Here is a 21757-nt window from a genome sequence, read left to right as displayed (position 1 = left end):
TTAATTCCTAGTCAAATGTCGGAAGTACACCATATTCATAATCAGGATCCGAACGCAGGCGCTGAGCAACGCAAAGCCATCTGGAAAACTTTCTGGATTCTTCTTATCCTTACCGCTGTCGAATTCCTTATTGCATTCACAGTTCCTCACGGTCTGTTGAAAATCACAATTTTCATCGTGATGACGATTGTAAAAGCATTTTATATCGTGGGTGAGTTTATGCACTTAAAGCATGAAACGAAGTCGCTTATCTGGTCAATTCTTGTTCCTGTGATCTTCGTAGCCTGGCTGATTTTAGCTCTCATGTTGGAAGGAAACGCAATATTTGAAGCAGTATTTGATTAAATAGTGCCCATGAAGAATTTCCCCAAGGCCGGATTACTGATCGTAACATTAGTAATACCGGCTTTGATTTTTGTAATGCTCCGGTTATTTGCAACAAATCATTACATTCTCCCATTTTACAATCCTGAACTTGCTTCTGATGGCAAGGTTAAGATTGTAAACGGCGATACGATCTTTCAGAAACGGTCAGAAATAAGTGCCATTTCTGGAAAGTACAAATTGGGTAACGAAATAACGTTGCTCAGTTTTTTGCCAAAAGATTGTGGCGATTCTTGTAAGCTCGTCCTGGCAAACCTCGAAAGAATGTATGCCATGCGAAGCGAATCCGAGAAACTGGCCATAGTAACGGTTATGGAGGACAGTTCAGCTCTTTCCAAAAACTATCCTGAAAAGATAGGGCAGAACGGATGGAAAGTAATGCTGGCAACCGAAGCCGAAACCTCAGAGATCATGGAATCAAAGTCAGCAGCTGGCGTTAAAAGCCCTGAACTTTATGCTGGTGAAAACAGGTTGATATTAATTGACGACAAGGGTTACACCAGAGGTTATTACAATGGCGCAGACGCCGACGATGTTGATCGCCTGATGGCCGAAGTGAAGATTTTAAATTACGAAAACAAGGCAAGTGCCAACCCATAATTATGGCAACATTAGTTTTAGAGAAAAAGCCCAAATACGAGAGCATTATCAATATCCTGGCAATAGCAATCCCTGTTGCGGTGGCAGCATTGTTAGGCATCAGACAAAAGATCGATCTCGGGGCTTGGACAAAAGTTCTGCCTCATGTTATTGGGGTCATCAATACGCTTACGGCAGTTATGCTGATTCTTGGTTATTATTTTGTGAAAAAGAATAACCTATCGGCCCATCGCCAAGCTATGACGGGTGCATTTCTGCTTGGCGCGGTGTTTTTGGTGTGCTACATTCTTTATCACATCTCCAATGAATCGACTCCATTTGGTGGTCAGGGCGTCATCAGGCCTGTTTATTACTTTTTATTAATTTCACATATCACGCTGTCAATTGTTGTCGTTTGGTTTGTATTAAGAGCAGTTTATTTCGGTTATACCAATCAGTTACCGGCGCACAGAAAAGCAGTGAAATGGGCTTTGCCAATATGGCTGTATGTCAGCATTAGCGGTGTTGTGGTTTACTTAATGATTAGTCCTTATTACGTATGAAAAAATTAGCGATCATCTTCGGTTTAATGCTTTCAATGCTGTTAACAAGCGCGGACACATTCGCCCAATGCGCAATGTGTCGGGGATCGGTTGAAAGTTCGATGGGAAATGGAAGGAATAATGTCGGCGTTGGTTTGAACACGGGGATCATGTTTCTCTTTGTAATGCCTTATTTGCTGGTTGCTGTCATTGGTTACTTGTGGTATCGTAATAGCAGAAAGGCGCTTCAAGAAAGGCAATTCGTTGCGGCGCGTGTAAAGCAGGCTTACCAAGGCTAGCATTTTCATTCAAGATTATTTGCAAAGCGAAACCCCACAGGTTTCGCTTTTTTGTTGGCCAATCAAAATTCTGGATGAGAAAGGCGTAGATATATTTTCTAATGCCTTTAATGAGAAAAAATACATTATGCGCCTACTTTTTTTCCTGCTGTTTCTATGCTCCTGCAAACTGACTAATGCGCAGCAAATATCCACAGCAAAGCCCTGGACTTATTGGTGGTGGATGGGAAGTGCTGTTAACGAGGCTGACATTACTACCCAGCTGAAATATTTCCAGGAAGCAGGCGTTGGCGGCGTTCATATTATTCCGATATATGGTGTTAAGGGCTACGAAAATCAGTCGATCTCTTTCCTCTCGCCAAAATGGATGCAGATTGTTCAATTCACGGTAAGAGAAGGCAAGCGTCTGGGATTGGGCGTAGATATGACAACCGGAACAGGCTGGCCGTTTGGCGGACCTAATGTCACGACTGCATTGGGAGCAAAAAGTATGACCGTCAAGAATGGTCAGCTCCATGTGCAGCCCACAAAACAGAAAGTCAAACGCGCGGCGCCAGGCGGGGAAGGACTTGTTCTCGATCCATTTCATCCGACAGCAATGGCGCAATATCTGACGCGGTTTGACTCAGCATTTGCCGGTAAGCAAGATTTGCCGCGCGCGATGTATAACGATTCCTACGAAGCCTACGGAGCCAATTGGACCAGCGATTTCCTCTCAGAATTTCAAAAACGGCGCGGTTACGACATCGCGGCACATTTATCACAGCTTGCCGATTCCACAGCGAATAATGTGGCAGAGCTTGTCAGAATGGATTATCACCAAACGCTTTCTGAGCTGCTGAGGGAACGTTATGCGCAGCCATGGACGGCTTGGAGCACAAAGCATGGATTTTTGACAAGATATCAGGCGCACGGGTCGCCTGGGAATTTGCTCGATCTTTACGATGCAGCGACGATTCCTGAAACAGAATCGTTTGGAACCAGTCGTTTCAAAATTCCCGGTCTTCGCATTGATCCTGATTATTCGATTGACCAATTCGGAACGCCGAATCCGCTCGCTATGAAATTCGCCTCTTCGGCAGCTCATTTTTCGGGTAAAAAACTCGTGAGTTCTGAAACCGGAACCTGGCTCGCTAACCATTTCAAAGTTTCGTTATCACAGGTCAAGCCGCAAATTGATGAGCTTTTTACGGCCGGGATCAATCACATATTTTACCACGGAAGCACTTTCTCGCCAGAAAAAGAAGCGTATCCCGGATGGCTGTTCTATGCCTCGACTAACTTTAATAAGCATTCACATTTCGCTGAGCACTTTCATCTGCTGAATAAATATGTACAGCGCTGTCAGCAGCTGTTGCAAAACAGCAAGCCAGATAATGATGTGCTGGTTTATTTTCCTATCCATGACTTATGGGCTACTCCCGCTAAATCCTCGGGTAATGTGCATTTACTCGAAGTGCATCATGTGGACCGCTGGCTTCTGGATTTGCCGTTTGGGAAATTAACGCAGCAGCTTTGGAATAAAGGATTCACGTTCGATTTTGTGTCTGACCTGCAACTCGCGCGCCTGAAATTGACCAAAAACGGTGAACTTACAAGCGGTAATGCGGTTTACAAATCGCTCGTAATCCCCGCAAGCACATATATGCCGCAGGAAACGCTTATAGAGTTGAAACGGCTAGCCGCAGCCGGAGGGAAAATTATTTTTGAAAAAAATCTTCCATTAAAGGTTACAGGTTACTCAGGCAATCAGCAAAAGCAAAAACGCTTTATACAAGATCTTTCAGCTTTGACAAAACATAAAAACGTGCATGTTTCTGCTAATATTGAAAAGGAACTTGTCTCCGCAGGCGTCAGGCCTGAGGACATTGCCGCAAAAGGTTTAACATTTATCAGGAAGAAAACAGCGACGGGCAAAACGCTCTATTTCATCAGCAATTTATCCAACTCCTTTTCTGAGGGATGGGTTAATTTGAACTCAAAAGGAAATTTTGAAAAAATGAATCCATTGTCGAATGATGAACAATGGCATTCGACTGCACAAAAAGGATCAGAGATTTATCTTACATTGTTATCAGGCCAATCTGTGTTTTTGCGGGAAACAGATAAAGTCAACGAAGCGCAACCAGAAACTTTGCCTGCAAAACAGTTTGCATTAACTGGAAGTTGGAAGCTCACTTTTCTCAAAGGCAGACCCACACTTCCAAAGCCTGCAGTCCTGAATGAATTGAAAAGCTGGACAGAATTGCCTGATTCAGCCGTTTACTTCTCCGGAACTGCTCGCTATGAGCTTCGGTTTGACTGTCCGGATGATATTTTAGCAAGCAAAATCAGAACATTGGATCTGGGTGATGTGCGGGAAGTGGCTGTTATAAAGTTGAATGGCAAAGCAATCGGAACAGCTTGGAGCATTCCATTCCAATTGGAAATTAAGGATCAGCTTAAAGCCAAAGATAATGTGCTAGAAATTGAGGTTACCAATCTTTCTGCCAACTATATGCGGCTTAGGGACAGCCAAAAGCCCGATTGGAAGAAGTTTGAGGACATTAACATTGTCGATATCACTTATAAGAAATTTGATGCATCCAAATGGGAGCCGATGCCCTCAGGTTTAGTCAGCCCGGTGAAAATCCTTTTTCAATAAGCCTATTCCCAAAGCGGATAATGTTCCAGCTGGATCTGACGGCCAAAGAAAATGTTCGTTGACTGCTCGAAAGAAAGCGTGTAATCCGAAACGTAGAATGAGCGTTTTCCTTCGCCTTTTTCATTGACCAGATAATGCTGTTCCAGCCAGGATTTCAGTGAAAATGCCACGATTTCAGATGTGTCAAGGATTTCAACATTGTCATTGTAAAACTGACCGATCTGATTTTTAATAAGCGGATAATGTGTGCAGCCCAATATCAACGCTTCAATGTCGGAAATCAAAGGATCTGACAAATAACTCGTTATAATGCTTTCACTGATGTTATTGTCAAAAAATCCTTCCTCAATCATGGGCGCCAGCAACGGCGTAGCGAGTGATTTTAATTGAATATTCTTGGCCAGCGCATCAACTTTCTTTTTATAAACATTGGAAAGAACCGTCTGTTTTGTCCCGATTAAGCCAATGGTTTTCCCGTCATAATGTTCCTTAATGTAATCCACCACGGGATCAATCACATTCAAAACCTTTGCTTTACTGCCCACATATTCCCTAACCAGCTCATATGCAGCCGCTGATGCGGAATTACATGCGATCAGGATCAACTTACAGTTTTGCTGCAGAAGCATGTTGCAGATTTTTATCGAATAAGCCTGTATAGCAGCCGTAGACTTATCGCCATACGGTAAATGTGCTGTGTCGCCGAAATAAATGGTGTTTTCTTGTGGCAATAATCTCGTAACTGCACTCGCGACGGTCATACCGCCAATGCCGCTGTCAAAAATGCCGATGGGCGCCGAAGAATCAAGCATAGTGTATTGGGTAAATCTTTTCGAATAAAAGATATTTGATCCAAAACTAAAGGAACAACCTGAATAAAGGTTTTAAAAAAACATCATTTCGATAAAATTTTAAAATCTGATGCAACCTCGGCAGGAGGAATGCGCATCTTGCTATTGAAACCACCAATTAAATGGGTCGAATTCTATCATTTTTTAATAACGAATCACAGCTGATCAAAGCGCTTCGGAAAGAAGATTCAAAGGCGCAGAGACAGTTGTACGATAAATACAGCGCTCGCATGCTGGCTTTATGTTTTCGTTATGTATGCGATGATATGGCGGCTGAGGATGTGATGGTTGAAGGTTTCATGAAGGTGTTTACCAAAATTGAGCAATTCAACGAAGAAGGAAGTTTCGAAGGCTGGATTCGCAGGATTATGGTGAACGAGGCTCTCGGTTATTTGAGAAAGCAAAAGCGAATGCTGGAAGATACATTGTCAGACGAGGCAAATGAGATTCCGGATTACGCGCAGGCGGATCAAAATCTGGGAACGCAAGAGCTGCTTGCATTGATTGAGGCACTTCCAACCGGATATCGCACAGTTTTTAACTTGTATGCAATCGAAGGTTATCCGCACATTGAAATAGCTGAAATGCTTGGAATAGCAGAAAGTACATCGAAATCACAATTGCACAGGGCGAGGGCAATGCTGCAAAAGATGGTTTTGGATTGGGAAAATGATTTTAAAAAAAAAGTAGAATATGAGAAAGCATCCGATTGATGACCTTTTCAAAAGCAGGTTGTCGGACATTGAACTAAAACCGTCGTCTTCAGCGTGGCAAAAAATTGAGGCAAGAACTAAAAAAGACCGCCGGCTTGGCGCGTGGGTTTGGTATGCCGCAGCCAGCGTTGTGCTTGCAATCATTGCGGGTTATGCGGTTTGGAATGCTGAGCGGGCAAATATGAATGCAATTGGTTCTAAAAAGGAAGTGGCGACTGTGCGTCAGAAGCCAGTTGAAGCATTGGAAAATAAAAAAAAGCTTAACCTGGACACGGCAGTCATAGAAAAACCTTTACTCGCTCAACAACAGGCGAGTGCCATTAAGGAGAAAGAGCCAAAATTGGTTAGCAAAATAATAGAAGATCTCCGTGAGAAACCGGCGGCGAGTTCAGAAAGAAAAGAAGTAGAGCCTGAGCAACCAACAGCGCCCGATGTCATTACTCAGCAGGAAATTATAGCAGAAATAAAATCAGTTGAAACAAACCCTAAAATAGAAGGAATAGCATCTGCAAAGATTAATCCTGAGGTTCCGGAGCCTTTAAGGGTGATTGTTGTGGCTGTTGCAACAAACAGTGAAGACGCTGAGGAGAAGCCGAAACTGTCCAAATTTTCAAAAGTGTTCCGCCAGCTAAAAAATGCGAGAGCAGGCGAGCGCGTGGATTGGGAAGAAGTTGGGTTTAATCCAAAAAGTCTCGTTGCGAAAGTAGACGACCGGCTGCGCAATGGTGAAGAGAAAGTGTCGGAAAAGTATCATAACCTCAAAGAGAAAACCAAACTTTAAAAGTTACGGCCATGAAATTCAAATTATATATAGCAGTAATCTTCCTCTTATCGGCGTTCAATGCCAGCGCCTACAATATTTACGGCAAACAGTCAGAGCGTTCCAATGAAAAAGATTCTATTATCGTCACGTTCGGCAACAAAACCAGACTGATTATTTACGGAGAAAATCGCAAGGAGCTCGACAAGATAATGGCATATGACCTCAACACTTTGTTGAAGGATTTAAAAGTCAGATTAGATAGCACCGATGCGGATACAACTTATTTGCGAGAGGAAATTGATGGAAGTAAATATCGAAAGGACCAGTCTGACGAAAGGGATTATGTTCGCATAGGATTACGCGGGATACACATTAAGGATGGAGACACTGAAGTGAGCATCAATGCAAAAGGTGTCGAGGTCAATGATGAGGACATGACGGTCAGCACAGATTCTGAATACAGACGGACTGGAAAGCGTTTTTACAGCAGATCAGGCGGCAGTTCAAGTCCTCGTAAAGGTTTTAACATTGCATTGGGATTAAACACATACGGGACCAACAAAGCCACACAAGGCTACAACAAAGCAGATTATGACCTGCGGCCCTTCGGTTCACGTTATATTAGTTTGGGATACATTGCGAGCACAACTATTGTAAAAGGCAAAAAACCCCGGCTGCACTTGGATTTCGGGGTTGACTTTTCCTGGTACAACCTGATGTTCGAAGGCAATAACACAATCGCGAAAGATTCACTCCGAGTCTCTTTTCCAACAATCGTTGATGCAGACGGAAACGATGTGAATATGAAAAAGACAAAACTCACGGTTCCGTTTGTCAATGTTTCCTTTATGCCAACATTGAGTTTCAGCAGGTCATTTGTATCTTATATCAGCGCAGGAGTTTACGGTGGATATCGGCTTGGCAGTTATACCAAGCTGAGACGGGAAGGCAGCAAAGATGTCGACCACGTCCGCAGAAACTTCCACATTGAAGACCTGCGCTACGGCCTCACAGCGGAACTCGGCATCAGAAAGTTTCCCGATATATTTGTCACCTATGACTTCAATAATCTGTATGACGAAGGTAAAGGCCCGTCAGTTCGCATGTTAAGTTTTGGAGTGCGGTTATTTTGAGTATTGAAAATGCGTTCATTAGCGGCTCAAAACAATGTATTTTGTTTGGGCCGCTATTTTTTCTTTTATTTTTTTTCAAAACAATTTGAGAATTTAAGAAAAGGGTATAATTTTGCGACTCCAAAAAGTGAGACAAGCGGTTTTCACGGTTGTGTTGAAATGTTGATTGGGGGTGTACCAGAGCGGCCAAATGGGGCAGACTGTAAATCTGCTGGTGTATGCCTACGGTGGTTCGAATCCATCCGCCCCCACAGTTATTGCCACAATGTGCTTCTGAAATTACCAGTTTAGAAGCAGGCAAAAACAAATGCGGAAGTAGCTCAGCTGGTAGAGCGATAGCCTTCCAAGCTATAGGTCGCGAGTTCGAACCTCGTCTTCCGCTCATTTTAAAACACCATCGAAGCGATTAGCGAAAACATTCATTAGATACTTTTTCGCTAATCGCTTTTTGGTTGTAATCGGTTTTCTGCTTTTGTAGCTCAGGGACGGTCCGCCGCGCGGTAGAGCACTTCCTTGGTAAGGAAGAGGTCAGGCCGGTTGCTTGGAAATGTTTAAAGTAGCATTTCAAATGTATTGAAATTTTGCTTTTGTAGCTCAGGGGTAGAGCACTTCCTTGGTAAGGAAGAGGTCAGGGGTTCAAATCCCCTCAAAAGCTCGGAAAAATTTTGATCCTTGTATTTAGTTAAATTGATTTTGGGGTGCTTGGCTAGTGTAAGCTAAACAGGATCAATCATTAGTGTTTAATAAATTGTAACTTTTAATTTTAAGCGTACTTAAGTCATGGCAAAAGAGACGTTTGACCGCTCGAAACCCCACGTAAATATTGGTACTATCGGGCACGTTGACCACGGTAAAACTACCCTTACTGCAGCTATCACAACTGTGTTGGCGAAAAAGGGTCTAGCAGTACTTCGCGATTTCTCATCAATTGATAATGCTCCTGAAGAGAAAGAGCGTGGTATTACGATTAACACATCCCACGTTGAGTATTCGACAGCAAACCGTCACTATGCTCACGTTGACTGTCCAGGTCACGCGGATTATGTAAAGAACATGGTAACTGGTGCTGCACAGATGGACGGCGCTATCATCGTAGTTGCTGCTACTGATGGACCAATGCCACAAACTCGTGAGCACATTCTTTTGGCTCGCCAGGTTGGTGTTCCTCAGCTTGTTGTGTTCATGAACAAAGTGGATATGGTTGATGATCCAGAACTTCTTGAACTTGTTGAAATGGAAATTCGTGAGCTTTTGAGCTTCTACGATTACGATGGAGACAACATTCCTGTAATCCAAGGTTCTGCTTTGGGCGGTTTGAATGGAGAAGACAAATGGGTTAAGACTATCGAAGAGTTGATGGACGCTGTTGACAGCTACATTCCAATTCCTCCACGTATGACTGATCTTCCTTTCCTTATGCCTGTTGAAGACGTATTCTCGATCACTGGTCGTGGTACTGTTGCAACCGGTCGTATCGAAAGAGGAGTAATTAACTCTGGTGAAGCAGTTGATATCCTTGGTATGGGTGCAGAAGGTCTTAAATCAGTAGTAACTGGTGTTGAGATGTTCCGTAAGATCCTTGACCGTGGTGAAGCTGGTGATAACGTAGGTCTTTTGCTTCGTGGTATCAACAAAGAAGATATCCGTCGCGGAATGGTAATCTGCAAGCCAGGTTCAGTTAAGCCTCACGCTGCATTCAAAGGCGAGGTTTATGTACTTTCGAAAGAAGAAGGTGGACGTCACACTCCATTCTTTAACAAATACCGTCCTCAGTTTTACTTCCGTACCACGGACGTAACAGGTGAAATTTCTCTACCAGCTGGTGTTGAAATGGTTATGCCTGGTGATAACATCACAATTGATGTGAAATTGATCAACAAGATCGCTATGGAAAAAGGTCTTCGTTTCGCGATTCGTGAAGGTGGACGTACCGTAGGTGCTGGTCAGGTAACTGAAATTCTTGACTAATCAAGATTGAATATTAAAACAAGTGCATTTCTTACGAGATGCACTTGTTTTTTATAATAAAATCGTATCTTTGCAGCCCGAAAGTACGGGTCATGTGATAAACGGGTGTAGTTCAAGGGTAGAATAGCGGTCTCCAAAACCGTTGATGGGAGTTCGAATCTCTCCACCCGTGCATAATAAAAGGACAAATGGATAAATTTACTTCTTTTTTGAAAGCTTCCTGGGAAGAAATCACCCAGCACGTGACATGGCCTCCTTTTAACGAGCTTCAGGCTAATACTACGTTGGTACTTGTCGGTTCTCTCATTTTTGCCTTTGTGGTAGGAGTGATGGATTTTGTCTTCGAGAACGCACTGAATTTGTTTTATCAGTCTTTCTAAGGCTATTTTTATTATAGTGGCAACCCCCAGAATGGTATGAGTAGTCTAAATTGGTTTGTATTGAGAGCGGTGTCTGGACAGGAGAAAAAAATCAAGTCCTACATTGAGAATGAAATAGCAAGACAGAAATTGGATGAGTTCGTTCCGCAAATTCTGATACCGTCTGAGAAGATCTATGAAATGCGTAACGGTAAGAAGCGCGTTAGGGAAAAAAACTTTTTTCCAGGATACATTATCATCTCTGCGGATCTGTCAAAAGGTGAGGTTTTACACATTATAACCAGTATTCCTGGTGTCATAGGCTTCCTTGGAAGTGCAGAAGGAAACTCAAAAGTTCCTGTGCCGCTTCGTCAATCTGAAATCAATAGGATTTTAGGAAAAGTAGACGAAGCAGAGCAGCACGAAGAAGCACCAAGCATGTCATTTATCAGAGGGGAAACTGTCAAAGTTGTAGACGGTCCTTTCAGCGGATTCATCGGCGTGGTTGAAGAAGTATTCGATGAGAAGAAAAAACTCAATGTAGTTGTAAAAATATTCGGGCGTAATACACCCGTGGAACTCAGTTACGCACAAGTAGAAAAGGATAGTTGAAAGAGTAACGGGCAGGGTAAGCTTCCACTTGCATGTTAAGCCGTTAAACAATCAATGAACCGACAAATTACAAAACAATGGCAAAAGAAATAGGTGGATACGTCAAACTACAGGTAAAAGGTGGCCAAGCCAACCCTTCACCTCCAATCGGTCCTGCATTAGGATCGAAAGGTTTGAATATCATGGAGTTTTGCAAGCAATTCAATGGCCGTACCCAAGACAAAATGGGTGTGGTATTGCCGGTAGTTATTACATACTATAAGGATAAGTCTTTTGACTTTGTCATTAAGACCCCCCCGGCCGCGATTCTGCTTCTGGAAGCATCAAAAGTAAAGACAGGTTCGGCTCAGCCAAACCGTTTGAAAGTAGGTTCGGTATCATGGGATCAGGTTCGTACGATCGCTGAGACTAAAATGCCAGACTTAAACTGCTTTACAATTGATTCTGCTATGAAAATGATTGCGGGAACGGCTCGTAGTATGGGTATTACTGTAGCAGGCAAAGCCCCGTGGGAAGAAAACAACTGAGCGTAGAAATTTTTATACGCTGAAAGAAACAAAGAACATGGGAAAACTAACCAAAAAGCAAAAAGAAGCTCTTTCGAAATTCGACGCAAATCAAGTTTATTCTCTTGAACAAGCAGCGGACGTCCTTAAGACGATTTCTTATACCAAATTTGATTCTTCCGTGGACATCGACGTTCGTTTGGGCGTTGATCCTCGTAAAGCTGATCAAATGGTACGTGGCGTGGTAACATTGCCACACGGAACCGGAAAGGAAGTGCGTGTATTGGTTTTGTGTACTCCAGATCAAGGAGGCAGAAGCGAAAGAAGCAGGAGCAGATTTTGTTGGTCTTGATGAATATATCCAAAAGATAGAACAAGGCTGGACAGACATCGACGTAATTATCACAATGCCGAGTGTGATGGCAAAAGTGGGACGGTTAGGTAAGGTTTTAGGTCCTCGCGGATTGATGCCAAACCCTAAATCAGGAACGGTAACACCGGACGTAGCGAAAGCTGTGAAGGAAGTAAAAGCAGGTAAGATTGATTTCAAAGTTGATAAAACAGGAATCATTCACGCAAGTGTTGGTAAAGTTTCTTTTGGAAACGAGCAGCTTGTACAAAATGCTACAGAAGTTATCAATACTCTGGTCCGCCTTAAACCGTCATCGGCAAAAGGAACTTACGTTAAAAGCATTCACTTGTCAAGCACGATGAGCCCGGGTGTTACTATTGATAAAAACACGATTCCAGGATTATAATATGACACGGGAAGAGAAAGCAGTAATTATAGACGAGTTAAGTCAAAAATTCGCTAGCACCCCATACTTCTATATCACTAGCGCAAACGGAATGTCTGTCGGTGAAACAAACCAGCTAAGAGGCCTTTGCTTCGAACGCGGTGTGGAGTATCGTGTTGTTAAGAATACATTGATTAAGAAAGCACTAGAAACATTAGATACGGATTATTCCTCTTTTGACGAAGTTTTGAAAGGATTTTCCGGAGTTATGTTTCACCCGGAGTCAGGTAAGGTTCCTGCACAATTGATTAAAGAATTCAAGAAGAAATCAGGTAGCGACAAGCTTAAATTTAAAGGAGCTTCCGTTGATTCATCTGTTTTCGTTGGCGAAAGCCAGCTTGATGTTCTGATCGCTCTGAAATCAAAACAAGAAATGATTGGAGAGATTATCGGATTGTTGCAATCGCCTGCTGAAAAATGTTATCGGCGCTCTACAAAGCGGTGGAAACAAATTAGCTGGTATCTTGAAAACCTTGTCTGAGAAAGAAGACTAATATTAATAGCCAGGCTGAGCTCTCCGGGAAAAAAAATGGAGCTTTTAAAATCATCTTATTGTATAATCAAAAAATCTAAATAAAAATGGCAGATTTGAAAGCTTTCGCAGAACAGCTTGTTAACCTTACGGTTAAAGAAGTGAACGAATTGGCTACAATTCTTAAAGACGAGTACGGTATTGAGCCTGCAGCGGCTGGTGCGGTAATGGTAGCAGGTCCTGCTGCTGGTGGTGGTTCTGATGCTCCTGCAGCAGAAGAGAAAACATCTTTTGATGTGATCTTGAAAGCAGCTGGTGCAAGCAAACTTGCTGTTGTGAAATTGGTTAAAGACCTTACTGGTCTTGGCTTGAAAGAAGCGAAAGAACTAGTTGACGGCGCTCCTAAGCCTGTTAAAGAGGGAGTTGCAAAAGACGAAGCAGAAGCTTTGAAAAAACAACTTGAAGAAGCAGGTGCAGAAGTTGAAGTGAAGTAATTTGCTTTATACCAATAGCCTATAATTCTAAGGAATGAGGCCTGATTTACGTCAGGTCTTTTTCCTATTTATGTGTATACCAAACGAAAAACTTGTTTTTTGCGTTTGTATTTAGATAGCCCTTCATTTATTCCGGGTTTATCATTCTTCTTTTCAAATAATTTGCGCGAAACACTTCTTTACTCGTAGGAAAGGAGAATAGGGGCAGTTATTTATCTCTACGAGGCAAAAGATTAGGTTTAAAACTAATTATTACGATTGCGTTGCGTAAGAGTCACTTCAACGCATTAGTTTTTCTACTAACCAAAATCAAACATAGCCTTGGCTACAATTAAAGCAACACCTAGAAAGAATTTTTCCAGGATTAATCAGATTATCGATTATCCAGATTTGCTAGGAATCCAGGTTCAATCATTCCGGGATTTCTTACAGTCTTGATACATCGGTAGAAGATCGTTCGGGAGAAGGATTGTACAAAGTTTTCGCAGAGAACTTTCCTATTGCCGATTCACGCGACAATTTCGTTTTGGAGTTCATTGATTATCTTCTTGAACCACCGAAATATTCAGTCGATGAATCTATTGATCGCGGACTGACTTATGCAGTGCCGTTGAAAGCTAAATTACGTTTGATCTGTAATGATGCTGATCACGAAGAATTTGAAACCATTGAGCAGGAGGTTTTCTTAGGAAACATTCCTTACATGACCGAAAGAGGTTCTTTCGTAATCAATGGTGCTGAGCGTGTTATCGTTTCACAACTTCACCGCTCACCAGGTGTGTTCTTCTCTATGAGCAAGCACACCAACGGTTCTAAATTGTACTCTGCGCGTATTATTCCTTTCAAAGGATCTTGGATTGAATTCTCGACAGACGTTAATAATGTGATGTACGCGTACATCGACCGTAAGAAAAAATTCCCGGTTACAACGTTGCTTCGTGCCATTGGTTTCGGATCTGATAAAGATATCCTTGACCTTTTTGGTCTTTCAGAAGAGATCAGTGCAACACCAACAAACTTGAAAAAAGCTGTTGGCCGTCGCTTGGCTGCAAGGGTTTTGAGAACCTGGACAGAAGATTTCGTTGACGAGGATACTGGCGAGGTTGTTTCTATTCAACGTAACGAAGTGTTACTTGAGCGCGATTCGACTATTTCTGCTGAGGACATTGAAGTTATCGTGGAATCAGGACAGAAATCTGTCATCCTGCATAAAGAGGATATGAATGTTGCGGATTATAACATTATATATAATACGCTTCAAAAAGATAGCTCAAACTCTGATAAAGAGGCAGTTGAGCAAATTTACCGCCAATTGCGTAATGCAGAGGCGCCGGACGAACAAACAGCTCGTGATGTAATCCAGAGCTTGTTCTTCAGTGACAAACGTTATGACCTTGGTGATGTTGGCCGTTACAGGATCAACAAAAAATTAGGTTCTGACACTAGTTTGGACGTTCGCGTTCTAACAACAGGCGATATCGTTTCGATCGTGAAGTATCTGATCGGTTTGATCAATGCAAAAGCGGTTGTCGATGATATTGACCACTTGTCAAACCGTCGTGTGCGTACAGTAGGCGAGCAGCTTTATGCTCAATTTGGTGTAGGTCTTGCACGTATGGCGCGTACGATTAAGGAGCGTATGAACGTGCGTGATAATGAAGATTTCAAGCCTGTTGATTTGATCAATGCGCGGACATTATCTTCTGTTATCAACTCATTCTTTGGTACAAACCAATTGTCGCAGTTCATGGATCAAACCAATCCATTGGCTGAGATTACGCACAAGCGTAGAATGTCGGCACTTGGGCCTGGTGGTCTTTCTCGCGAAAGAGCTGGTTTTGAGGTTCGTGACGTTCACTACACGCACTATGGTCGTCTTTGTACGATTGAAACACCGGAAGGTCCAAACATTGGTTTGATTTCATCACTTTGCGTTTTTGCAAAAGTGAACGGAATGGGCTTTATCGAAACGCCATATCGTGTAATCGATGGTGCTGGTAAGCTGACTGATGAGCTTATATATATGACTGCCGAGGAAGAAGATTCCAAATACATTGCACAGGCAAATGCTTCTGTGGATGACAAAGGAAACTTTACGGTAGAAAAAATCAAAACGCGTTTTGAAGGTGACTTCCCGATGGTGGATCCTTCGCAAGCGTCGTTCATGGACGTTGCTGCAAACCAGATCGTTTCAGTTGCGGCTTCATTGATTCCGTTCCTGGAACATGATGATGCCAACCGTGCATTGATGGGATCTAACATGCAGCGTCAAGGTGTTCCATTGTTGCGCCCACAAGCGCCAATCGTTGGAACGGGTCTTGAAAAGCGTGTTGCAATGGATTCAAGAGCATTAGTTGTTGCAGAAGGTGACGGTGTAATTGAGTTTGTAGATGCGAAGAAAATCGTTGTTAAATACGACAGAACAGATGACGAGCGCCTTGTAAGCTTTATTGAAGACAGCGTTTCTTATGATCTTGTTAAATTCCGTCGTACCAACCAGGACACTTGCCTTAACCTTCAACCAATGGTTCTTAAAGGCCAGAAGGTGAAAAAAGGTGAAGCACTTTGCCAGGGATATGGTACAGAAGGCGGTGAACTTGCCTTGGGCCGTAACCTTTTGGTTGCGTTCATGCCTTGGCAGGGATACAACTTCGAGGATGCGATTGTAATCTCAGAGAAAGTGGTTCGTGAGGATATCTTTACTTCTATTCACATTGAAGAATTTGAATTGGAAGTGCGTGATACAAAACGTGGTGAAGAAGAACTTACAGCTGAGATTCCAAACGTAAGTGAGGAAACTGTTAAGAATCTTGACGAAAATGGTATCGTTCAGGTTGGTACGGAAGTAAAAGAAGGAGATATTTTAATTGGTAAGATCACTCCAAAAGGAGAATCGGATCCAACTCCGGAAAGAAAAATTGCTTCGTGCGATCTTTGGTGATAAAGCCGGTGATGTGAAGGATGCTTCTAGAAAGCGCCACCATCGATGAAAGGTGTGGTTATTGACACTAAACTTTTCTCTCGCCCAACCAAAGAAGAGCGTGCGAAACACAAAGACGAGCTTCGTTTGTTGATGAAAAAATACGGACGTGAGCTTACAGCGCTTCGTGGACGTATCATTGAGAAGTTGGTTGCATTGGTTGACGGTAAAACTAGCCAAGGTGTTAAGCATAAATTCGGTGATGAATTAGTGAGCAAAGGAATGAAGTTCAATGTGAGAAATATCTCTGAGAACCTTTTCCCTGCAAACAACCCTTATCGCGATGAGTCTCAATATGCAGTTGCCGAAGAAGTTAACTTGATCGGTGACGTGTTGACAGATTCCTGGACTGAGGATTCTGAAACCAACCTGCAAGTTTCGTTGGTTTTGAAAAATTACCTGAATGCCCGCAGTGAATTGATGGGCCGTTTCAAACGCGATCGTTTCGCGCTTGAAGTAGGTGATGAGCTTCCAGCTGGAATCGTGAAATTGGCGAAAGTATATATTGCTAAGAAACGTAAATTGAAAGTTGGGGATAAAATGGCAGGTCGTCACGGTAACAAAGGGGTTGTTGCCCGTATCGTTCGTGATGAAGATATGCCATTCCTTGAAGACGGAACACCAATGGATATCGTGTTGAACCCACTTGGGGTGCCTTCACGTATGAACATTGGTCAGATATATGAAACCATTCTTGCCTGGGCAGGTCTGAAACTGGGTCGTCGCTATGCTACTCCGATCTTCGATGGAGCTACGGAAGCAGAAGTTGCGGCTGAGTTGAAAGAAGCTGGTTTGCCAGACTGGGGACGTACATTCTTGTACAATGGTTTGAGCGGAGAGCGTTTCGATCAGCCAATTACAGTTGGTTTGATGTACATGATGAAGCTGGGTCACTTGGTTGACGATAAAATGCACGCGCGTTCTATCGGGCCATACTCACTCATTACACAGCAACCGCTTGGTGGTAAAGCACAATTCGGAGGTCAGCGTTTTGGAGAAATGGAAGTGTGGGCGCTTGAAGCATTCGGTGCATCTCACATTCTTCAGGAAATCCTTACGGTTAAATCTGATGACGTGGTGGGCCGTGCCAAAGCATATGAAGCAATCGTGAAAGGTGAAAACCTTCCGAAACCGAATATTCCGGAGTCATTCAACGTACTTGTTCACGAGCTTCGTGGATTAGCATTGGAGATTACACTGGACTAATATTTAGTCGTTGGCGCGGGAAACCGCGCCATAATGAAATCAATTGAGTTTCGACTAACAGACAAACGACTTTTTAATTATGTCTTTCAAAAAGAACAAAAAACTTAATAGTGATTTTTCCAGAATGACGATCAGTCTGGCTTCACCTGAGTCTATCCTTGAGAGCTCATTTGGTGAAGTAACCCAGCCTGAAACCATCAACTACCGGACTTACAAACCGGAGATGGGCGGATTATTCTGCGAAAGGATCTTCGGTCCTGTGAAGGACTGGGAATGTCATTGTGGGAAATACAAACGTATCCGTTACAAAGGAATCATCTGCGACCGTTGCGGTGTAGAGGTTACTGAGAAAAAGGTGCGTCGTGAGCGTATGGGCCACATTGAATTGGTGGTTCCGGTTGCACACATCTGGTATTTCCGCAGCTTGCCGAACAAAATCGGTTACCTGTTGGGATTATCGACCAAGAAATTGGATCAAATCATTTACTACGAGCGATATGCAGTGGTTCAGCCTGGTGTTAAAGAAGAAGATGGCGTAGGTTATCTTGACTTCTTGACCGAAGATGAATATCTGGATATCATCGACAGATTGCCTCGCGAAAACCAAATGCTTCCGGACACGGATCCAAATAAGTTTATCGCGAAAATGGGTGCTGATGCGCTTGAAATGCTTTTGAACAGAATTAAACTGGATGAGCTTTCATACGAACTTCGTCACCAGGCAGCAACAGACACTTCTCAGCAACGTAAAGCGGAAGCATTAAAGCGTCTGAAAGTTGTAGAAGCATTCCGTGATGCAAATACACGCATTGAAAACCGTCCTGAGTGGATGGTGATCAAGATGGTTCCGGTTATTCCACCAGAACTTCGTCCGCTTGTGCCTTTGGATGGTGGTCGTTTCGCGACTTCCGATTTGAATGACCTTTATCGTCGTGTTATCATTCGGAACAACCGTTTGAAGCGTCTGATCGAGATCAAAGCACCTGAGGTGATCTTGCGTAACGAAAAAAGGATGTTGCAGGAAGCGGTTGATTCGCTTTTCGATAATAGCCGTAAAGTAAATGCGGTGCGTTCAGAAGGTAACCGTGCATTGAAATCACTTTCTGACATGCTGAAAGGTAAGCAAGGACGTTTCCGTCAAAACTTGCTTGGTAAGCGTGTCGATTATTCTGGTCGTTCGGTAATCGTCGTTGGACCTGAATTGAAATTGCACGAATGCGGTTTGCCAAAAGATATGGCGGCAGAATTATTCAAGCCGTTTATTATCCGCAAGCTGATCGAACGTGGAATTGTTAAAACTGTAAAATCAGCGAAGAAGATCGTAGATCGTAAAGATCCTGTGATCTGGGATATTTTGGAAAACGTTTTGAAAGGACACCCTGTTCTGCTTAACCGTGCTCCAACATTGCACCGTTTGGGTATTCAGGCATTCCAGCCTAAACTGATCGAAGGAAAAGCGATCCAGTTGCACCCATTGGTTTGTACTGCATTCAACGCAGACTTTGACGGTGACCAGATGGCCGTTCACGTGCCATTGGGTCAGGAAGCCGTTTTGGAAGCTTCGATGCTGATGCTTTCGTCACATAACATTCTTAACCCTGCCAATGGTGCGCCGATTACGGTTCCATCACAAGACATGGTTTTGGGTCTGTATTATGTTACAAAAGGCCGTGTAAGCACAGATCATTATCCGATTATCGGAGAAGGAATGATTTTCTACGGTCCTGACGAGGTGATCATTGCCATCAACGAAGGCAAATTGTCAAAACATGCGAATATCAAATGCCGCCTTCGCGTCCGTAACGACGATGGAACATTTGAAACGAAAATGGTTGACACCGTTGCCGGACGTATCCTTTTCAATCAGGCTGTTCCTTGAGGAAGTAGGTTACATTAATGAGTTGCTGACTAAGAAAAAATTGCAGCAGATCATCGGTTTGGTGTTCAAATTGGCTGGTGTTGCCCGTACAGCTCAGTTCCTGGATGAAATCAAAGAACTTGGTTTCCAAATGGCCTTCAAAGGCGGTTTGTCAATGGGATTGAACGACGTAATGGTGCCAGACGAAAAAGTGAAACTGATCGAGCAAGCGAAACTGGACGTTGAAAACGTTTGGAGCAACTACTTGATGGGTCTTATCACTGAAAACGAGCGGTATAACCAAGTTATTGATATCTGGACACGTGTTAACTCACGCATTACAGAAACGTTGATGAAGCAATTGGAAACTGACCAAGGCGGATTTAACTCAATTTATATGATGATGCACTCAGGTGCACGTGGTTCGCGCGAGCAAATCCGTCAGCTGGGTGGAATGAGGGGTCTTATGGCCAAGCCTCAGAAAAACATCGCGGGTGGTGCAGGTGAAATCATTGAGAACCCGATCCTTTCTAACTTTAAAGAAGGTTTGGACGTTCTTGAATACTTTATCTCAACACACGGTGCACGTAAAGGTCTTGCCGATACAGCGTTGAAAACGGCTGATGCGGGTTACCTGACACGTCGTCTGCATGACGTTGCACAAGATGTAGTTGTTATCGAAACAGACTGCGGATCACTTCGCGGAATTGCAATCTCTGCTTTGAAAGACAACGAAGATATCGTTGAGCCACTTTCTGAGCGTATTTTGGGTCGTGTGAGTGTTCACGATGTATTTGATCCTTTGTCTAACGAAATGATCCTGGCTTCCGGTCAGGAAATTACGGAAGAGATCGCTTCATACATTGATGAAACGAGCATTGAAACAGTTGAGATCCGTTCGGTATTGACTTGCGAAACGCGTAATGGTGTTTGTGCGAAATGCTACGGACGCTCATTGGCATCTGCTCATATGGTGAACATTGGTGAAGCTGTGGGTGTAATTGCCTCTCAGTCAATCGGTGAGCCGGGAACACAGTTGACACTTCGTACATTCCACGTCGGTGGTACAGCTTCCAACATTTCTGTTGAAGCAAACATCAAGGCGAAATTCGACGGTGTAATTGGTTTTGAAGATCTTCGTTTGGTTCAGTCTGTCAATTCAGAAGGCGATGAAGTAACAGTAGTAATGGGTCGTTCAGGAGAAGTTAAAATAACAAATCCTGAAACAGGTCAATTGCTGATCTCAAACAACGTTCCTTATGGAGCGCACCTTTTGGTAAAAGACGGAGAGAAGGTTCTTAAAGGACAAGAACTTTGTACTTGGGATCCATATCACGCAGTAATCTTGTCTGAATTCACTGGTGCCGTTTCATTCGACGCTATTGAAGAAGGCATTACTTACCGTGAAGAATTTGATGAGCAAACTGGCTTCCAGGAATCAGTGATCATTGAAACACGTGATAAGACCAAAAACCCTGCATTAGTGGTAAAAGGTAAGAGCACGTTGTTGAAAGATCAAACTGAAAAAGGATATAACCTACCAGTAGGAGCCCGTTTGGTGGTGAAAAATGGAACGGCTATCAAAGCAGGTCAGCCATTGGCGAAAATCCCACGTGTAGTTGGTAAAACACGCGACATTACGGGAGGTTTGCCACGTGTAACTGAACTTTTCGAAGCTCGTAACCCGTCTAACCCAGCAACTGTTTCTGAAATCGATGGTGTAGTTTCTTATGGAGGTGTGAAACGCGGTAACCGTGAAATTCATATCGAATCAAGAGACGGAACACAACGTCGTTACATGGTTGCCCTTTCGAAACACATTCTGGTTCAGGATGGTGACTTCGTAAGAGCAGGAGATCCATTATCCGACGGAGCGATCACACCAGCTGATATCCTTTCTATCAAAGGACCAACAGCGGTTCAGGAATATCTTGTAAATGAAATTCAGGAAGTATACCGTCTGCAAGGTGTGAAGATCAACGATAAGCACATCGAATGTATCGTACGCCAAATGATGCAGAAAGTAGAGATCCTGGATGCAGGTGATACCAACTTCCTTGAAATGCAACCGGTAGACCGCGTTGTATTCCGTGAGGAAAATGATAAGATCCTCGATATGAAAGTGGTTGAAGACTCAGGAAGCTCTGAAACACTGAAACCGGGTATGATCGTTTCAGTTCGTCGTTTGCGTGATGAAAATTCAAGCTTGAAACGTCGTGACTTGAAACTGGTTACTGCTCGTGATGCGCAGGCAGCTGTTGCGAAACCTACTTTGATGGGTATCACACAAGCTTCATTGGGTACTGAAAGTTTCGTTTCTGCGGCTTCGTTCCAGGAAACAACCAAAGTATTGAGCGAAGCAGCTGTTCGTGGAAAACGCGACGAACTGAAAGGCTTGAAAGAAAACGTGATCGTAGGTCACTTAATCCCAGCCGGAACAGGAATGCGTCAATACGAAAGCCTGATCGTTGGATCAAAAGAAGAATTCGATGCCTTGACTGATTCCCGTGAAAAACTTTCACGTAAGAAAAAGGAATTGGTTTAGATCAATCTGAATAAATAAAAAGAGCCGGTTCTGCTTATAGCAGGATCGGCTT

At 43.3% G+C, this 21757-nt stretch carries 14 protein-coding genes, 4 tRNA genes and 4 pseudogenes; 21 read left to right on the top strand and 1 reads right to left on the bottom strand.

The annotated features are described in order from the left end of the window. The first annotated feature begins 15 nt into the window (after window positions 1–15). The 5 genes from AC0IYG_RS22845 (at window position 16) to AC0IYG_RS22825 (ending at window position 4448) form a co-directional block, all read left to right on the top strand. Window positions 16–345, top strand: coding sequence for a cytochrome C oxidase subunit IV family protein (locus AC0IYG_RS22845; RefSeq protein ID WP_471713384.1), 330 nt, complete (start codon window positions 16–18; stop codon window positions 343–345). A 9-nt stretch (window positions 346–354) separates the two neighbouring features. Next, window positions 355–984 (top strand): hypothetical protein, encoded by a 630-nt coding sequence (locus tag AC0IYG_RS22840; protein WP_471713383.1) that lies wholly within the window; start codon window positions 355–357, stop codon window positions 982–984. Window positions 985–986: 2 nt separating this feature from the next. Beyond that, window positions 987–1526 (top strand): DUF420 domain-containing protein, encoded by a 540-nt coding sequence (locus tag AC0IYG_RS22835; RefSeq protein WP_471713382.1) that lies wholly within the window; start codon window positions 987–989, stop codon window positions 1524–1526. Next, on the top strand, window positions 1523–1804 hold the full coding sequence (locus AC0IYG_RS22830) for a hypothetical protein (protein ID WP_471713381.1): 282 nt from the start codon (window positions 1523–1525) through the stop codon (window positions 1802–1804). Before AC0IYG_RS22835 ends, AC0IYG_RS22830 begins: the two co-directional genes overlap by 4 nt. Window positions 1805–1931: 127 nt before the next feature. After that, window positions 1932–4448 (top strand): glycosyl hydrolase, encoded by a 2517-nt coding sequence (locus AC0IYG_RS22825; RefSeq protein WP_471713380.1) that lies wholly within the window; start codon window positions 1932–1934, stop codon window positions 4446–4448. 2 nt (window positions 4449–4450) lie between these two features. Here the strand turns inward: AC0IYG_RS22825 and murI are convergent, their stop codons facing one another. Continuing rightward, a complete protein-coding gene (gene murI, locus AC0IYG_RS22820) occupies window positions 4451–5260 on the bottom strand; it encodes a glutamate racemase (RefSeq protein WP_471713379.1) in 810 nt (269 codons plus the stop codon). 161 nt (window positions 5261–5421) lie between these two features. Between murI and AC0IYG_RS22815 the strand changes: the two genes are divergently transcribed. From AC0IYG_RS22815 to rpoC, 16 genes and pseudogenes are all read left to right on the top strand, one after another. Beyond that, window positions 5422–6012: an RNA polymerase sigma factor gene (locus AC0IYG_RS22815; protein ID WP_471713378.1), complete on the top strand. Its 591-nt coding sequence runs from the start codon at window positions 5422–5424 to the stop codon at window positions 6010–6012. After that, window positions 5993–6793 carry a hypothetical protein gene (locus tag AC0IYG_RS22810; RefSeq protein WP_471713377.1) on the top strand — a complete coding sequence of 267 codons (801 nt, stop codon included), beginning with the start codon at window positions 5993–5995 and terminating at the stop codon, window positions 6791–6793. The genes AC0IYG_RS22815 and AC0IYG_RS22810 overlap by 20 nt, the downstream gene beginning before the upstream one ends. A gap of 11 nt (window positions 6794–6804) precedes the next feature. Beyond that, window positions 6805–7908, top strand: a complete 1104-nt coding sequence (locus AC0IYG_RS22805) for an outer membrane beta-barrel protein (protein WP_471713376.1) — start codon at window positions 6805–6807, stop codon at window positions 7906–7908. 168 nt (window positions 7909–8076) lie between these two features. Further along, window positions 8077–8159 (top strand) — tRNA-Tyr (locus AC0IYG_RS22800). A gap of 58 nt (window positions 8160–8217) precedes the next feature. Then, window positions 8218–8290, top strand: a tRNA-Gly gene (locus AC0IYG_RS22795). A gap of 201 nt (window positions 8291–8491) precedes the next feature. Next, window positions 8492–8563, top strand: a tRNA-Thr gene (locus tag AC0IYG_RS22790). Between the two features lie 125 nt (window positions 8564–8688). Continuing rightward, window positions 8689–9876, top strand: a complete 1188-nt coding sequence (gene tuf / locus AC0IYG_RS22785) for an elongation factor Tu (RefSeq protein WP_471713375.1) — start codon at window positions 8689–8691, stop codon at window positions 9874–9876. A gap of 101 nt (window positions 9877–9977) precedes the next feature. Then, window positions 9978–10048: transfer RNA gene (locus AC0IYG_RS22780), tRNA-Trp, on the top strand. 16 nt (window positions 10049–10064) lie between these two features. Next, window positions 10065–10256 (top strand): preprotein translocase subunit SecE, encoded by a 192-nt coding sequence (gene secE, locus AC0IYG_RS22775; RefSeq protein WP_471713374.1) that lies wholly within the window; start codon window positions 10065–10067, stop codon window positions 10254–10256. A gap of 36 nt (window positions 10257–10292) precedes the next feature. Further along, the gene (gene nusG, locus AC0IYG_RS22770; protein WP_026631776.1) at window positions 10293–10847 is read left to right on the top strand and encodes a transcription termination/antitermination protein NusG; all 555 of its coding nucleotides are present in this window, start codon (window positions 10293–10295) and stop codon (window positions 10845–10847) included. A 77-nt stretch (window positions 10848–10924) separates the two neighbouring features. Further along, the gene (gene rplK, locus AC0IYG_RS22765) at window positions 10925–11374 is read left to right on the top strand and encodes a 50S ribosomal protein L11 (protein WP_026631777.1); all 450 of its coding nucleotides are present in this window, start codon (window positions 10925–10927) and stop codon (window positions 11372–11374) included. Between the two features lie 37 nt (window positions 11375–11411). Then, window positions 11412–12111 (top strand): annotated as a pseudogene (rplA, locus tag AC0IYG_RS22760) (50S ribosomal protein L1). 1 nt (window position 12112) lies between these two features. After that, window positions 12113–12644, top strand: a pseudogene (gene rplJ / locus AC0IYG_RS22755) (50S ribosomal protein L10). An 85-nt stretch (window positions 12645–12729) separates the two neighbouring features. Then, on the top strand, window positions 12730–13116 hold the full coding sequence (gene rplL, locus AC0IYG_RS22750; protein WP_026631780.1) for a 50S ribosomal protein L7/L12: 387 nt from the start codon (window positions 12730–12732) through the stop codon (window positions 13114–13116). Between the two features lie 321 nt (window positions 13117–13437). After that, a pseudogene (rpoB, locus tag AC0IYG_RS22745) lies at window positions 13438–17302 on the top strand (DNA-directed RNA polymerase subunit beta). Window positions 17303–17381: 79 nt separating this feature from the next. Next, window positions 17382–21705, top strand: a pseudogene (rpoC, locus tag AC0IYG_RS22740) (DNA-directed RNA polymerase subunit beta'). The last annotated feature ends 52 nt before the right edge of the window (window positions 21706–21757 follow it).

Source organism: Dyadobacter sp. AC419, assembly GCF_979253085.1.
The sequence above is the reverse complement of the archived record's forward strand: the minus strand, read 5'-3'. Positions and strand labels throughout refer to the sequence as shown.

Coding starts and splice junctions, on each gene's coding strand:
- rplL (WP_026631780.1), top strand. CDS start 12,730: ATGGCAGATTTGAAAGCTTTCGCAGAACAGCTTGTTAACCTTACGGTT.
- AC0IYG_RS22845 (WP_471713384.1), top strand. CDS start 16: ATGTCGGAAGTACACCATATTCATAATCAGGATCCGAACGCAGGCGCT.
- AC0IYG_RS22815 (WP_471713378.1), top strand. CDS start 5,422: ATGGGTCGAATTCTATCATTTTTTAATAACGAATCACAGCTGATCAAA.
- murI (WP_471713379.1), bottom strand. CDS start 5,260: ATGCTTGATTCTTCGGCGCCCATCGGCATTTTTGACAGCGGCATTGGC.
- AC0IYG_RS22840 (WP_471713383.1), top strand. CDS start 355: ATGAAGAATTTCCCCAAGGCCGGATTACTGATCGTAACATTAGTAATA.
- AC0IYG_RS22825 (WP_471713380.1), top strand. CDS start 1,932: ATGCGCCTACTTTTTTTCCTGCTGTTTCTATGCTCCTGCAAACTGACT.
- AC0IYG_RS22830 (WP_471713381.1), top strand. CDS start 1,523: ATGAAAAAATTAGCGATCATCTTCGGTTTAATGCTTTCAATGCTGTTA.
- AC0IYG_RS22805 (WP_471713376.1), top strand. CDS start 6,805: ATGAAATTCAAATTATATATAGCAGTAATCTTCCTCTTATCGGCGTTC.
- nusG (WP_026631776.1), top strand. CDS start 10,293: ATGAGTAGTCTAAATTGGTTTGTATTGAGAGCGGTGTCTGGACAGGAG.
- rplK (WP_026631777.1), top strand. CDS start 10,925: ATGGCAAAAGAAATAGGTGGATACGTCAAACTACAGGTAAAAGGTGGC.
- AC0IYG_RS22810 (WP_471713377.1), top strand. CDS start 5,993: ATGAGAAAGCATCCGATTGATGACCTTTTCAAAAGCAGGTTGTCGGAC.
- AC0IYG_RS22835 (WP_471713382.1), top strand. CDS start 987: ATGGCAACATTAGTTTTAGAGAAAAAGCCCAAATACGAGAGCATTATC.
- tuf (WP_471713375.1), top strand. CDS start 8,689: ATGGCAAAAGAGACGTTTGACCGCTCGAAACCCCACGTAAATATTGGT.
- secE (WP_471713374.1), top strand. CDS start 10,065: ATGGATAAATTTACTTCTTTTTTGAAAGCTTCCTGGGAAGAAATCACC.